Genomic DNA, 14,854 nt, shown 5'->3' on the forward strand with positions numbered 1-14,854 from the left:
GATGAAACTGGTATTACTATTCGGTCCGCAAGCCGTAGGAAAGATGACGGTTGGACAGGAATTGGAGAAAGAGACGGGTTTGAAATTATTCCATAACCATATGACCATTGAATTGCTTCAGCCATTCTTTGGATTCACTGAAGAAATGTGGAGATTATCAAATATGATGAGGGAAGAGATCTTTGAAGCCTTCTCAAAAAGTGATCAAGACGGAATGATTTTCACCTTCATGTGGGCCTTTAATGAGCAAGAAGATTGGGACTGGGTTGATAAAGTGACGAATATCTTTGAATCCAAGGGAGCAGACGTTTATTTGGTTGAGCTGGAATCCGATCTGGAAGTACGGTTGGAACGAAATAAAACGCCGAACAGACTGAAACACAAACCTTCAAAGAGAAACATCGAAGACTCTGAGAAGAGGTTAATAGCTTCATTGGACAGACTCCGATTGAACTCCAATGAATGTGAAATAGATAAAGAGAATTATTTGAAGATCAATAATACATATTTGAGTCCGAAAGAGGTTTGTAACCGGATAATAGAAGAGTTCAAGTTGTTGAAATGATCCCTATCACGTCAATAAAATGGATGGTCGGACATGCCATATCGGAAACTCACGAAGCAAAGCAGCCTGACGGAAGAAATCATGGATAGTTTCAAGCTAATTAAGGACTACGACGGAGAAATGGTCGTCAAAAGTAAATCAGGCTGGGGGACTTCAGTTACCTTATGGCTTCCGGCAGGAAAAAAGTCTTTTATGAAACGTGAAGCAATTCATTTGTAAATTGGTGTATTGTTCATGTTCTTAGGAGATCATTCCAATAGTTGTTTTTCAGCCTAAAAAAGGTAGCGATTCGATTCTTCTGATCTGCGTAAAAAATAATCGCAGCTTGAATAGAGTTGTTTAGAGAATTTCCAGAAGTACGTTTCATGAAAATAATATGATTGTAGTACATCTGAGTAAGTAATGCCTGCCCTACGTGTATCCAAGGGACAGGCATTTTTTATGATGATTTCTTTTGAAATTGATTCTGCCACAGATTCATTCTTTGAGAAATTCCATGCACTTAGTTTTATAAATATGGCATTCATGTCCACACCGCCCCCAGTTCAGGTGAATACGATGATAGTAATACTATGAACGGGGGATGATCGAGTGGGTGTTCGTGAGCTGCCGGTGATATTGGGCGGGCCTATTTTACGGCGGGTTGATGCAAATCAGGCTTTCATTTGGATGGCATTAAGCAAGCCTTTTGGAATACAGGCTGAATTGTTTAAAGTTACGAGAGGTAAACATTCTGATGCATTTAAATATTCTCAAATGGATTGCGTTTCAGAAGTCCGGACGGTAAAGGCCGGTAAGCAATTATATATCAGTTTGATCAAAGTGTCTCCTTCATCAGGAACCTTTCCTGTCTATACCTTGATCGGATATAATTTGACTTTCAACAATACGAGCGGCGAGGTACTTGAACTTGGGGATTTTGGTTTGTTATCCTCGGAAAACCCTGAAGCAATCGTTTATGGGAACCTGACTTATCCGACTTTTTATATCAACGGAGGAAATAAAAACAAGATTCTATATGGATCATGCCGAAAATTGCACGGGAAAGGGAAAGACGTATTCCTGGATGCGGATCGGACGATCGCTTCGAACCCCATCAGCACGGAAAGGCCTTCGTCCCTCTTTTTAATGGGAGATCAAATTTATGCGGATGATGTCGCGGACCCTGTCATTCTTCCTATCATCAGGTTAGGGAGAGAGCTATTGGGAAGTGAGGAGGATCTGGGTTCAGTGGAACCACGACTGGAACATCCTCTTCTTAAGGAAGGAATCAAACAGATCAATGGCAGACAGTATATCAGTGAACAATTCTGTAAGTTCACCTCAAGAAAAGCTGCCAATCATTTGCTCACACTGGGTGAATACATGGCTATGTACTTATTGTCCTGGAGTCCGGCGCTTTGGGACATTTCCAAGGCATACGGATTGCACCGGCCATTTCATGAATTGGTCGAAGAGAATGAAGTGCATGTTGCTTTTAAAGACAGACATTCAAAGGAATACAAGACAGAGTATAGACAGCTTCAGGAACGATATGAAGAACAATGGATGGAAGTATCCAACACAATCGATGCACTGGGGGCCGTGAGAAGAGTGATGGCCAATACTCCCACGTATATGATGTTCGATGATCATGATATCACCGATGACTGGAATCTTTCGGAGGCTTGGAAAGCGAATGTATGGGAGGCACCGCTCGGAAGACATGTGATCAGTAACGGACTTGCTTCCTATTGGCTATGTCAGGGCTGGGGAAATGATCCAGCTTCCTTCAAATATTTTGGGAAAACGATGCGTGCCTATTTTGAATCCTTTCAACCGGGATTTTCCTCTCACACCAGATGGGTAAACCTTCTTTGGAAGTATGATTCCTGGCACTTCACTGCCCCGACAACCCCGGCAGCCGTCTTCCTGGATATCAGAACCCAGCGAGGTTATGAACATGAACCGAAGCCTGTCAAATTATTTGCGAAAATAAAAGAAGTCAGCAAGAGCCCCAATTTGATCAAGGAAGCTGCGTGGGATCATGTTAACGCCAAACTTCTTGATTCAGGGTGGATGGAAGGCGAGCCATTGATCATGGTTTCACCCACTCCGCTATACGGCATTGGGCTGATAGAAACATTCCTGCAAAAGTATATGCTTCCCCTTCATACGCTCGGTGTCCCGGTACAAACAAGTTTTGATCTGGAAGCCTGGAAATATAACGGGAAGGGTTTTAATGAATATATCCAAAGGGTGGCAGACTTGAATCCAAGCGATTGCATCATCCTGTCTGGGGACCTGCACTCTGCTTCAGCCGTCAAATCCGACATTACTTTTCATGATAGAGAAGGCAGCTTGACCATTCATCAATTTACGAGCAGTCCGATGAAGAACATGAGCTATACCGGTATTTGGGGCTCAGTGATGAAATGGATGATGTGGGTGAATGCCAGAAAGCGGACGAATCGATTGATTTCACGCAGTTGTGATGAGGAATGCACCCTTACTGTGGAATATTCAAAAGATGGCGGACGCTCCGATTTTAAATGGACTGAACGTATTCGGTATCAGCCCTTGAATGATGGCTCATTGATTGAGACGAGAAATAATTTGGGAGTGCTTACGTATGGTTCAGGGGAAATACGCAGTACGCTGATTTAGTGGCAAGGCAGTACGTGTTTATATACATCTCGACACATTTAGGCACATGGACGGTTTTTCCAGCTTTGAAAGCATATGGACCGTCCTTGTGTTTTTCTAAATTCCTTTTCAATGACATAAACCTGTGTCTAAACAGGCAAATATGCCTACTTCCCCTAGTCGTACTAAATTCCTTCATTTATAATTGTCTTAGAGGAGACAAGGAGGATTTCTTTGGACAGTATACAAAGTTTTTTGATTAATTTGTTTGGTATTGTAATCTCCATTCTTTTCATGCAGTTTTGGATGAATAAACGAGACATCAGCAGCAGGCAGTATGAGTATGTTGTGTTCATTACGTTTGGTTTGTCAATCATATTATGCATGCTCTTTCCTTTTAAAATCAGCGAAGGTTTTATTTTTGACCTGCGTTTTCTTTCCTTTATCCTTGCGTGCTTTTATGCGCATCCTTTAACGGCAGGAGTTTTAGGTGTTCTGATTGCAGTGATCAGGAGCATATATGGCGGTGATGGGGCATGGATCCCTATTGTCACCTTGCCTATCTTATTCACCCTGTGCATGTTATTACGTCCCATGTTTAACAAAAGCAAGGTGTACCTGCGCATTGTTATTCCCGCATTCCTGACCTTATTGACCTGTATAGCGATATTATTGAGTATTCATTACATATTTCATCACCCTCTTCCTATGACTTTTGTTTTTTCATTCATTATCATTCACGTTCTTGGTATGATCTTAGCCATTTATTTAGTCGAATTCTTCCGTTCACAGAACCTGATCCTTATGAGGCTGATCCGGATGGAAAAGGTTGAAGTAGTCAGTCATCTCGCAGCAAGCATCTCACACGAAATCAGGAACCCCCTAACATCATCCAGAGGTTTTGTTCAGATGGTACAAGAGTCACAGGACCTTCAGGAGAAAGAAAGAGAGTTTCTGAACATTGCGATTCAAGAAATGGACAGAGCAACAGCCATCATCCACGATTACCTCACTTTTGCCAAGCCGGCACCAGATAAAATTGATAGCATTTCTACAAAAGATACGATAGATAAAGCCATACAAGTCATACAGCCCCTTGCCAATATGAATAACGTCATCATTCATTCGAGCTTGTCCACTCATCATGTTGAAGGGAACACGGGGCTATTCCTGCAAGCAGTGGTCAATATATTGAAAAACAGCATAGAAGCCATGCCTCAAGGAGGAGAGATTCTTGTGACGTCAAGCTCTGACAGCAAAGAAATTCATATCCTCATAGAGGATGATGGCATTGGCATGACTCCGCTACAGATCACACGTTTGGGTGAACCCTACTTCTCAACCAAAGAAGGCAAAGGGACTGGCCTCGGTATGATGGTAGTATTCAGGGTAATAGAGTCCATGAACGGAGAAATACATATCGACAGCGAGCCCGGGGTCGGCACCAAGATCAACGTATGTCTTCCATTAGGATAGAGGAAAGAACATTGTTCAGTCTACCCAATGCATGAAATGTCGAGATGTTTAAGTGGGGGAGGGTTCCACGGTTTGTAAAAATGGAAAATTCACTTAGAGTGCCGTGGCATTCCAGTGAATTTTCCATTTCGATAGGAACAGATCTAATTTTTTGAATGACGAGTCATTTATCTGTGATAAAACATTTCATTAACTTCCCATGATTCGACCATTTGATAAGCGATATTTGGATCATATCCTTTACCGATCAAATAGGAAATCGCTGCAACTTCTCTCATTGCATGCGGATATGAGGTGGTTTGAGCTTCTTTGAGACCATACTGAACAAGCGGTTCCAGCATGGATAACGTGTGATGCTTTAATTGGTGATCCCGGGTGTCTTGATAATGGTATTGATTGTAATAAGGATACGATGGCCATTGATAATAATGAGAATTCATACTTTCATCTCCTTTTCATGATTCCACGTTTTAGCCTATGCGATTTAGGCGATATGAGTGTAGGAAATTTGAGAGCAGACCTTTTGGGAGCAAAAAGAAACAGTGACCTAATTGATGGTATTGTGTACTTTCAATATAGATGTAGTTAAAAAAGAGAGAATGATTCATTCAAATTAATATATAATGGTAAATAGACAAATTATGGGAAGGGGGATGGCCGCATGATTACATTAACGCCAATAGGATTCGCTTATAATGAACGACATGAAATTGAAGATGATTACTGGGGAAAAGTAGTTTCTAAGATTGTTTTACATGATTCTCTTCCGGAAGAATCGCTAAATGAAATCGAATCATTTTCCCATTTAGATATCATCTTTTATTTCCATAAGGTTGAAAAAAACAAGGTTATTACAGGTGCACGGCATCCCCGGAATGATGAAACCCTTCCTAAAGTCGGGATCTTTAGTCAACGTGGAAAAAATAGACCCAATCAATTAGGCTTAACCACTGTAAAAGTGATCAGAAGAGACGGAAGACATTTATTTGTAGCAGGCCTGGATTGTATCAATGAGACACCCATTCTAGACATAAAACCAGTAATGAAGGAGTTTCTTCCAGAAGAGCCGATCATCCAGCCTGAATGGACACATGATATTATGAAAAATAATTGGGGTTAACAGGGGGGATTTTATGAATGTTTTTTTTATGATTCTGATTTTCTTTCCATTTGTATCAGCCATACTTGGAGTGCTGGGATTCTTCATCTTTAAAAATATTTACGTCACACCGGCGTTTGTCTTTATTTCAGGTATGATCGCAATGTATCTACTATTCAATGAAACCTTCTTGATGTGGGTGTTTGTTTATACGATTGTCGCTTTGCTATCCGGTGTAATAGTGAAGGCCATCAGGACTAAATTGCAAAAACGCGCATAGAAAAAGCCCCCATCCAGTTTAAGCTGAATGGGGGCTTTGTTTTCATATTCCCCATATTAGTTTACCGACCGAACATTCTGCCCATAGTTTACTTGGTTGATTTTGTTTGTGAATTGAAAATAGGAAGATTAATAAGCTGAACTTGAAGATTAAGGGTGAAGTCTCAAAGATTTTTAAGCAAAATTATATTAACAAGAAGCATGTGCTGCTGATTCAGCCCAATAAAAATGTATATGATTGGGGTATGCCCACCGGTTTTAAGGGTTGAAATACCAAAAATAAGAAAAAGTTTATTAATTTTCAAATACCTCTTGTAAAACGCTTTCAATTTTCTTATAATTGAAAACAATAAATAACTAAACCGATTTAGTAAACCGATTTATCCCTTATGAATTACCTAAGGGAAAATGATTGACTTGTATAAGTCTATTATTTTTTCATTCTTTACTAAACCGATTTAGTAAAAGGTTACAAGGAAGGAATTTATGAAGAGGATAACGATTTCAGATGTGGCACAGCATGCCGAAGTATCAAAAAGTACAGTTTCTCAATTCTTGAATAAGCGTTTCGATTATATGGCGCCGAAGACGAAAGAGCGCATCAGCAAGGCGATTGAAGAGTTGGGGTATCAGCCCAATATCGTAGCAAGAAGCTTGAAGCAAAAATCGACTTCGACCATCGGAGTGATCGTCGCAAACATCTTGCACACTTTTTCGACACAAACGATGAGGGCAATAGAGGATATCTGCAATGAACAGGGGTTCCACGTGATTGTTTGTAATGCCGATGATAATCCTGAAAAAGAAAGAGAATATATAGAGATGCTAAGAGCAAAGCAAGTTGACGGCCTGATCATCTTTCCTACGGGAGGCAATATTGACTTGTACAAAAAGATGGTCAATGAGAAGTACCCACTAGTGTTTGTAGACCGGATCGTGGATGGTCTGGAGACGTCCTCCATCATGCTTGATAATGAAAGCGCTATAAAAATGGCGGTAAATCATTTTACCGATAGGGGCTATGAAAGAATCGGCATCATGACCACTTCACTGGAGAGGCACGTGACGCCTCGTGTGGAACGGATCAATGGTTTCAAGAAAGCGTTACTTGAAAAAGGGCTGCCTGTCCGGGAGGAATACATCAAGTCACTGGAGCTTGAGTTGATTCAGGACGGTCTTCACGACATGCTTTCTTCAGGAGAACCGCCTCAGGCATTAATTGCAGGAAATGACTTAACGTTAATTGAGATCTTAAGGTATATCAAATCAAATCAAATAAGCCTGCCAACCGATTTAGCTCTGATCGGGATTGACGATGTGTCATTTGCGAGTTTATTCACTCCTGAATTAACAACGATTGCTCAGCCGACCTTTGAAATGGGAAAACAAGCGGCAGAATTATTACTGAAAAAAATAAAAAATCCGGATTTATCCGAAGAAAAGACAGTTTATCGATTTGAACCGACGTTAATGGTTCGGCATTCATGCTGAAAAATGTAAATGAAAGCGGGGGATGGCTAAATGAAAGATGTAATCACCATTGGAGATGCCATGATCACAATGAATCCGGTATCAAAAGGACCGATGCGGTTTGTTCATTCATTTGAACGAAATGTAGGCGGGGCTGAACTGAATGTAGCCATCGGGTGTGCACGATTAGGGTTAGAGACCGGCTGGATCAGCAGATTGGGAAATGATGAATTCGGCCGTTATATACAGCATTTTGTAAGGGGAGAAGGTATCGATACATCTCAGGTAAAGCTTGTTGATGGATATCCTACCTCTGTCAACTTTAAAGAAGTGCTGGAGGATGGATCAGGCAGGACCTTTTACTACCGTTTGAATTCTCCGACGCTTACTTTAACACCTGGTTGTTTAGAAGAATCCTATATTCAGAATGCGAAAGTTTTACATATAACCGGTGTGTTTCCAGCAATCGATGCTCAGAATGTAGAGATTATCAAGCAGGCAATCACACTGGCAAAACGAAATGATGTTCTCATCTCCTTCGATCCCAACATCCGCTTGAAGCTGTGGAGTAAAGAACGAGCAAAGGAAGTGCTGTCAGAGATACTCCCTTTTGTGGATATCCTGCTTACGGGAGTGGATGAAGCAGAGCTATTATTTGATACAAGAGATGAAAAGGAAATCATCGAAAAATCCAAACTACTCGGGATCTCTTACACTGCCATAAAAAAAGGCGGTGAAGGTTCAGTGGGTCACCATGAGGGGAAAACGATTCATTCAGCTCCGGTCCCTCCTAAGAAGGTTGTTGATACAGTTGGTGCCGGAGACGGTTTCGATGCGGGCTTTATCTATGGTGTCCTTCAAAATTGGCCATTGGAGAAAATTTTAAGGTTCTCAAACACAATCGGCGCCATGGTGGTCAGTGTATCCGGTGATAATGAGGGGCTTCCATATTTGGAGGATGTCCTTATCCAGCTTGGGGAGAAAGAATATATCGAACGATGATTTTATTTACCTCAAATGATCAGGAAGGAGGACGGTTTCAATGATAAAAAAGCTGCTTGAAACGGTTCTTCAGGAAAATTCGCTTGTGTTATCTGGGATCAACGAAAAAGAAACCGATGAATTACTGGGAAAGATAAATGAAGCAAAGCGTATCTTTGTGTACGGCGAAGGACGTTCAGGGTTGATGGGGAAGGCTTTTGCGATGAGATTGATGCATTCCGGATATGAGGTTTATGTCATTGGGGAGACGATTACACCCAGCATAGAAAAAGGTGACTTGCTCATCGGCATAAGTGCTTCGGGCAATTCCAATTCCCTTAAGCATTATTTCTCTAAAACAAAAGAAGTGGATGGTTCCACGTTTTTAGTAACTGCTTCAAACGATCATCGTGTGATCACTGATGGAATACTGATGATTCCGGCAGCGACAAAACATCGACGCAAGGAAGAACCGGAAACCATCCAGCCGCTTGGAAGCCAATTTGATCAAAGCGCACATCTTATGCTGGATGCAATCATCCTTGCCCTTCTTCAAGGGGAGGATGGAAACGACGAACTACTTAAAAGACATGCGAATGTAGAGTGATATCCTGACTTTTTTATACATGGGGGTGAGAAAAATGGGTGAAGTGATTGTATCACATAAGGAGCTGCAGCAGTTAGCTGCTTCCAAGCTTGTTCAGGCAGGATTGGATCCAAAGCATGCCGAGACTGCAGCAAACGTCTTGGTGCACGCTGATTTAAGAGGCGTCAGCTCTCACGGTGTGTTACGAACGGAGCACTACGTCAAACGGTTAACTGAAGGAGGACTCAATAAGCACCCGTCCTTTTCGTTTGAACAGACAGGGCCGTGTTCAGGGATTTTCAACGGTGATGACGGCCTCGGCCATGTCGTCGCTAAAGAAGCAATGAATGAGGCGGTCACACTGGCCAAAGAGAGTGGTATCGGAATGATCACCGTCATGAACAGCAGCCATTGCGGGGCATTGTCCTATTTTGTGCAACAGGCAGCTGAACAAAGATTGATTGGCATAGCGATGACTCATACTGATAAAATTGTCGTCCCGTTTGGCGGAGCTGAGCCATTCCTGGGTACGAATCCGATCGCTTATGGTTTTCCGGCTAAAACAAATAAGCCCATTATATTGGATATGGCAACAAGTAACGTGGCACTTGGGAAAATTCTTTATGCACAAGAAGCAGGTAAAGACATTCCTGATGGCTGGGGAGTGGATGATGAGGGGAATTCCACAACTGATCCAAATAAGGTGAAGGCCCTGACCCCATTCGCAGGACCAAAAGGATATGGGCTAGGTATGGTGGTCGATGTCTTTTCAGGTTTATTGGCAGGAGCTGCATTTGGTCCTCATATTTCAAAAATGTATGGGGATTACCATAAAACAAGGAAACTTGGACACTATGTCTGTGCAATCAATCCTTCGTTTTTTACAAACAAGGAGGATTTTCTTTCTGGGATGGACCGGATGATTGATGAGATCCACCAGGTTAAACCTGCTGAAGGATTCGATAATGTACTGGTGCCAGGTGAGCCGGAACAGCTAAAGGAAGACAAGTATCTGAAAGAAGGAGTCCCAATAACTGAAACGGTATATCAGTATCTTCTATCAAACTAGTAAAGATTGACCTTGAAAGGAGTGATTCACTAGAGGGGAATTTTTCCAGGGGAAGAAAAGACTCTTAATGGTTTACGTCTAATAGGGAAATTTTTAAAAAACAAGGGGGAAACAAAAATGAAAAAAATTAAATGGATTGCCATGATCACTGCACTCATGTTACTTCTTACAGCCTGTGGCTCTGAATCTTCTTCAGGAAGCGGCGGCGAAGAAAAAATAAAGTGGAAATTCGGACATCTTGCGGATGAAAATCATATCTGGCACAAAACGGCTTTAGAGTTCGCTGATTTAGTGAAAGAAAAGACGGATGGTCAAATAGAAATCACGGTTTATCCTAGTAACCAATTAGGCGGGGAAACAGATACGATCAACAGCATCAAAGCCGGGACAGCTGACATGGTAATTTCAGGTGAAACGATGGCGAACTGGTCACCAAAAGCAGCGTTGATGGCGGTTCCTTACGCATTCAGAGATGAAGACCACCTTCAAAAGGTTGTAGAAGGAGACATCGGTAAGGAAATCCAGGAAGAAATCAAAGAGAAAGTCGGTTTGACACCGCTTTATTATCATACTCGCGCACCTAGGAACTTAACGTCGAAGGAACCAATCAGCACGCCTGAAGACCTGAATGGTTTCAGTATGCGTGTACCGAACGTACCTTTATTCCTTGATGCTTGGAAAGCTGCAGGGGCTAAACCGCAAGTAATGGACTTTAATGAAGTGTTCACAGGGTTGCAGCAAAACGTGATCGATGGACAAGAAAACCCGGTTGACCTTATTCACAGCGGTGGATTATATGAAGTTCAAAACTATGTGAATGAAACTGAACACGTGTATTCATGGATTTACATCTTAGTAGGAAATGAGCAGTATGAAAGTTTATCTGATGAAAACAAGAAAGCAGTCCAAGAAGCTTCGAAGCAAGCCCAAGCATTTGGTAAGGATCTTTTTGATAAGGAAATTAAAGAGTACGAGCAGAAATTAAAGGATGAAGGCATGAAATTCAACGAAGTCGATCAGGATGCTTTCCGTGAAGCGATGAAGCCTGCGATCAAAGAAAGCTTATCAGAAGAACAATACGGACTTTATGAGAAAATTCTAGAAGTGGAATAAAAACAGGGAAGGCATATGTGAAACGTTCAATGTTTGAAGCATATGCCTTCTTTTAAGAAAGGAGTGGGGAAGTATGAAGGGGACCAAGATACTGACACGTACACTGGAAATAGTGACAATCCTGTCTTTTCTCGGTGTCATCACAGTCGTGTTGATTCAAATCCTTTCCCGTTATTTACCATACACAGCTGTTTGGACAGAAGAACTAACCAGATTCCTGTTTATCTATTCAATCTCCTTTGGGGCTCCTCTTGCGTTGAAAAATAAAGAATTCATCAGCGTGGATATTTTAACGGGATTGTTACCCAAAAAAATACAAGAAACGTACGAAGCGTTTATCTATTTAATCATTGTCGTTCTTTCCTTTGTGATTGCCTATCATGGATATACATTCATTTCTGTAGGAAAAGGACAGACATCCGCGACAATGGCACTGGACATGTCGATTATTCATGCAAGTATATCGATTTCCTTTATTTTTATCGCGATCTATTCGATCTTACATGTCATCCATGCAATGAGCAGCTCTGGAGAAAGGAGTGAAAGGTAATGTTAGCAGCCATTCTATTTATATCATTTTTAATCTTAATTTTTATTAGTGTTCCAATCGCTTTCAGTCTAGGAATCTCTTCTATTATTTATCTGCTTATCGCTGATATCCCCCTTTCCATCGTCCCTCAAAAGATGTTTGCAGGGCTGAATTCCTTCGTATTGTTATGTATACCTGGTTTCATACTAGCAGGTAACTTAATGAATGCCGGAGGGATTACGGAACGGATTATCGGTTTCACGAATAATTTTGTCGGACATATCAGAGGGGGTCTGGGCTTGGCGAATGTCGGATCTTCCATGGGGTTTGCAGGTATTTCAGGTACTGCCCTCGCAGATACGGCAAGTATCGGGGCAGTCATGATACCGGCGATGAAAAAGGAAGGCTATGATGCAGACTTTTCAGCTGCCGTCACGTCATCCTCTTCAACTGTAGGTCCGATTATCCCTCCGTCACTTCCGATGATCATCGTTGGAACGCTTGCCAGTGTCTCGATCGGTGATCTCTTCTTGGCAGGGGCAGTGCCAGGTGTCCTATTGGGAGTCAGTTTAATGGCCGTCACTTATGTCATTTCTGTAAAACGTAATTATCCCAAAGGTGAGCGCCAGCCGATTGGGGTCATCGCTAAATCGTTTACAGGTGCTTTTTGGGCATTATTGATGACATTTGTTATATTGTTCGGAATCCTCGGAGGCTACTTCACTCCAACGGAGGCATCGATCGTAGCTGTAGTATACGCCTTGGTAGTCGGGATGTTCGTCTATAAAGAATTAAAGCTTAAGGATCTTCCTAAAATTTTATTGGATTCTATGGTAAATACAGCTTCCATTATGTTCTTGGTCGGTTTTGCGAATTTATTCGGATGGATTTTAGTGAGTGAGCAAATTCCGATTCTTGTAGCAGACGGTATTTTAGGGATTTCAGAGAATCCTATTGTTGTCATTCTATTAATCAACTTACTGCTGCTGTTTGTGGGAACGTTCATGGAAACCATCGCAGCGCTGGTCATTTTATTTCCGGTATTACTGCCGGTCGCATCGAGTGTCGGAATGGACCCGGTTCACTTTGGGGTTATGATGGTGCTGAATCTGGTCATAGGATTATCCACTCCCCCTGTTGGCGTGTGTCTATTCGTTGCATCCAGTATAGGGAAGGTATCGATTGGAAAAACATCCAAAGCATTGCTTCCATTCTTGGGAGCGAGTCTCGTAGTGTTATTACTGGTCGCCTTCATTCCAGAAATCACTCTATTCTTACCTAGCCTATTTGAATAAGGGAAATCAATCGTACGAAAAAGGAGTTGCTGATCAATGAAAGCCGTTCAAGTCACCGGACCGCATAAATTGAGCATTGTGGAAAGAGAGAAGCCAGTCATTACAAATGAAAATGAGGTTCTGATTAAAGTCAAAATGGTCGGGATCTGCGGATCGGATATTCATATCTATCACGGAACGAACCCGCTCGCCACATTACCCAGAGTCATAGGACATGAAGTCACTGGTGAAGTGGAGGCTGTCGGGGAAAATGTAGGGACGATTTCTGCAGGCGATAAAGTTGTCATTGAACCGATCAATCCCTGCGGTCATTGCTATGCATGCCGGTCCGGCAGAGGAAACGTGTGCAGCAGCCTTGAAGTGTATGGGGTTCATCGAGATGGCGGGATGCAGGAATATCTGGTCATGCCAGAGAAACTCGTTCACAAGGTGAACAAGGAATTGGATTGGACAGAATCTGTCTTGGTCGAACCTTTTACAATCGGTGCTCAAGCGAACTGGCGCGGGGATGTCAGGGATGGGGATACTGTCTTCATTATGGGGGCGGGGCCGATTGGGCTATGTTGTCTTAAACTTGCCAAAACCAAAGGTGCCACCGTCATCATCAGCGATTTAAATGAAAACCGCCTTGCATTCGCAAAAGAATGGGGCGCTGATTATACCATTGATGCATCACGATCAAATGTAATCGAAGAGGTTATGGATATGACGAATCAAGAAGGAGCAAACGTGGTCATTGATGCGGTTTGCATTCCTCAAACCTTTGAACAATCCATTGAAATTGCTTCTGCTGCCGGCCGTGTGGTTGTACTTGGGTTTGAAGAACGCCCTTCCCAGATTTCTCAATTACCAATCACTAAAAAGGAAGTCACGATCACAGGGTCCAGATTGCAGACGGACCAATTCCCCGGGGTCATCGAGATGTTCAATGAGAAGACGATCGATCCTTCTGGAATGGTTACTCAGGTATTCCCGTTAGTACAAATAAATGAGGCCATTCACTTAATAGAGACTTCTCCTGAGGAAGTCAGGAAAGTGGTCATTTCATTTGATCAATAAGAGCGAAGATTCTAATGAGGGAGGAGAGGTAAAATGATAAAAAAAATCGACTGTATAAACCGGATAGTCGAGTCCGGCGTAGTAGCCGTTGTACGTGCTGAAACGAAACAAGATGCCGAGCGAATATCAGATGCCTGCATCCAGGGCGGGATCAAAGCAATCGAAGTGACCCTTACAGTACCTGGAGCGGAAGAGGTTATACGTTCTCTTAAAAATACGTTCCGGGCGGAAGAGCTCATCTTGGGGGCAGGAAGTGTTCTCGATAGCGAGACTGCAAGAATTGCCATTTTAGCAGGAGCCGAATATATTGTGAGTCCTTGTTTCGATAAAGAAACGGCCAAACTTTGCAATCGATATGGAGTTCCGTATATGCCGGGGTGCATGACGATCACCGAAATGAAAATGGCCATGGAATATGGGGCCGACGTCGTCAAACTGTTCCCTGGAAATACGTTCGCTCCTTCCATTATCAAATCCATTAAAGGGCCGCTTCCACAAATCTCAGTCATGCCGACAGGCGGAGTCAACCTGAAAAATGCAGCAGAATGGATCAAAAACGGAGCGGTTGCAATCGGAATCGGCAGTGACCTCACAAAACCTGCATCACTTGGAAACTATGAGGAAGTGACAACACTTGCAAAAGAGTATTGTGAGATTGTGAGAGAAGCCAGAGCAGCTAAAATGTTTACATAAGAGGAGGTACAATCA

Annotated in this window: 16 protein-coding genes; 15 read left to right on the top strand and 1 reads right to left on the bottom strand. The window is 42.4% G+C overall.

What is annotated here, in order from left to right:
* Window position 1 precedes the first annotated feature (1 nt).
* The 4 genes from ACXAFV_RS11815 (at window position 2) to ACXAFV_RS11830 (ending at window position 4,666) form a co-directional block, all read left to right on the top strand.
* Window positions 2-565 carry an AAA family ATPase gene (locus ACXAFV_RS11815; RefSeq protein ID WP_475126688.1) on the top strand — a complete coding sequence of 188 codons (564 nt, stop codon included), beginning with the start codon at window positions 2-4 and terminating at the stop codon, window positions 563-565.
* Between the two features lie 33 nt (window positions 566-598).
* On the top strand, window positions 599-784 hold the full coding sequence (locus tag ACXAFV_RS11820; protein WP_475126689.1) for a hypothetical protein: 186 nt from the start codon (window positions 599-601) through the stop codon (window positions 782-784).
* Window positions 785-1,156: 372 nt separating this feature from the next.
* Complete coding sequence (locus ACXAFV_RS11825; RefSeq protein ID WP_475126691.1) at window positions 1,157-3,211, top strand: metallophosphoesterase family protein; 2,055 nt, start codon at window positions 1,157-1,159, stop codon at window positions 3,209-3,211.
* A gap of 213 nt (window positions 3,212-3,424) precedes the next feature.
* Window positions 3,425-4,666, top strand: a complete 1,242-nt coding sequence (locus ACXAFV_RS11830; protein WP_475126692.1) for an ATP-binding protein — start codon at window positions 3,425-3,427, stop codon at window positions 4,664-4,666.
* Between the two features lie 167 nt (window positions 4,667-4,833).
* Here the strand turns inward: ACXAFV_RS11830 and ACXAFV_RS11835 are convergent, their stop codons facing one another.
* Window positions 4,834-5,106, bottom strand: coding sequence for a hypothetical protein (locus ACXAFV_RS11835; protein WP_475126694.1), 273 nt, complete (start codon window positions 5,104-5,106; stop codon window positions 4,834-4,836).
* Window positions 5,107-5,327: 221 nt separating this feature from the next.
* Here ACXAFV_RS11835 and ACXAFV_RS11840 point away from each other — a divergent pair, with 221 nt between their 5' ends.
* The 11 genes from ACXAFV_RS11840 (at window position 5,328) to ACXAFV_RS11890 (ending at window position 14,839) form a co-directional block, all read left to right on the top strand.
* On the top strand, window positions 5,328-5,786 hold the full coding sequence (locus ACXAFV_RS11840) for an SAM-dependent methyltransferase (RefSeq protein ID WP_475126696.1): 459 nt from the start codon (window positions 5,328-5,330) through the stop codon (window positions 5,784-5,786).
* A 13-nt stretch (window positions 5,787-5,799) separates the two neighbouring features.
* Window positions 5,800-6,045, top strand: a complete 246-nt coding sequence (locus ACXAFV_RS11845; protein ID WP_475126697.1) for a DUF2651 family protein — start codon at window positions 5,800-5,802, stop codon at window positions 6,043-6,045.
* A gap of 485 nt (window positions 6,046-6,530) precedes the next feature.
* Complete coding sequence (locus ACXAFV_RS11850; protein ID WP_475126698.1) at window positions 6,531-7,535, top strand: LacI family DNA-binding transcriptional regulator; 1,005 nt, start codon at window positions 6,531-6,533, stop codon at window positions 7,533-7,535.
* Between the two features lie 30 nt (window positions 7,536-7,565).
* Entirely contained in the window at window positions 7,566-8,516 is a 951-nt protein-coding gene (locus ACXAFV_RS11855) for a sugar kinase (RefSeq protein WP_475126700.1), read from the top strand.
* Between the two features lie 40 nt (window positions 8,517-8,556).
* Window positions 8,557-9,102 (top strand): 6-phospho-3-hexuloisomerase, encoded by a 546-nt coding sequence (gene hxlB / locus ACXAFV_RS11860; protein ID WP_475126701.1) that lies wholly within the window; start codon window positions 8,557-8,559, stop codon window positions 9,100-9,102.
* A gap of 34 nt (window positions 9,103-9,136) precedes the next feature.
* A complete protein-coding gene (gene allD, locus ACXAFV_RS11865; RefSeq protein ID WP_475126702.1) occupies window positions 9,137-10,150 on the top strand; it encodes an ureidoglycolate dehydrogenase in 1,014 nt (337 codons plus the stop codon).
* 117 nt (window positions 10,151-10,267) lie between these two features.
* Window positions 10,268-11,263 carry a TRAP transporter substrate-binding protein gene (locus tag ACXAFV_RS11870; RefSeq protein WP_475126703.1) on the top strand — a complete coding sequence of 332 codons (996 nt, stop codon included), beginning with the start codon at window positions 10,268-10,270 and terminating at the stop codon, window positions 11,261-11,263.
* Between the two features lie 73 nt (window positions 11,264-11,336).
* Window positions 11,337-11,813 carry a TRAP transporter small permease gene (locus ACXAFV_RS11875; protein ID WP_475126704.1) on the top strand — a complete coding sequence of 159 codons (477 nt, stop codon included), beginning with the start codon at window positions 11,337-11,339 and terminating at the stop codon, window positions 11,811-11,813.
* On the top strand, window positions 11,813-13,087 hold the full coding sequence (locus ACXAFV_RS11880; RefSeq protein ID WP_475126705.1) for a TRAP transporter large permease: 1,275 nt from the start codon (window positions 11,813-11,815) through the stop codon (window positions 13,085-13,087). Before ACXAFV_RS11875 ends, ACXAFV_RS11880 begins: the two co-directional genes overlap by 1 nt.
* Window positions 13,088-13,123: 36 nt before the next feature.
* The gene (locus ACXAFV_RS11885) at window positions 13,124-14,146 is read left to right on the top strand and encodes a zinc-binding alcohol dehydrogenase family protein (protein WP_475126706.1); all 1,023 of its coding nucleotides are present in this window, start codon (window positions 13,124-13,126) and stop codon (window positions 14,144-14,146) included.
* A 33-nt stretch (window positions 14,147-14,179) separates the two neighbouring features.
* Complete coding sequence (locus ACXAFV_RS11890) at window positions 14,180-14,839, top strand: bifunctional 4-hydroxy-2-oxoglutarate aldolase/2-dehydro-3-deoxy-phosphogluconate aldolase (protein WP_475126707.1); 660 nt, start codon at window positions 14,180-14,182, stop codon at window positions 14,837-14,839.
* Window positions 14,840-14,854: the final 15 nt, after the last annotated feature.

Source organism: Rossellomorea sp. ABR4_012 (assembly GCF_056159545.1).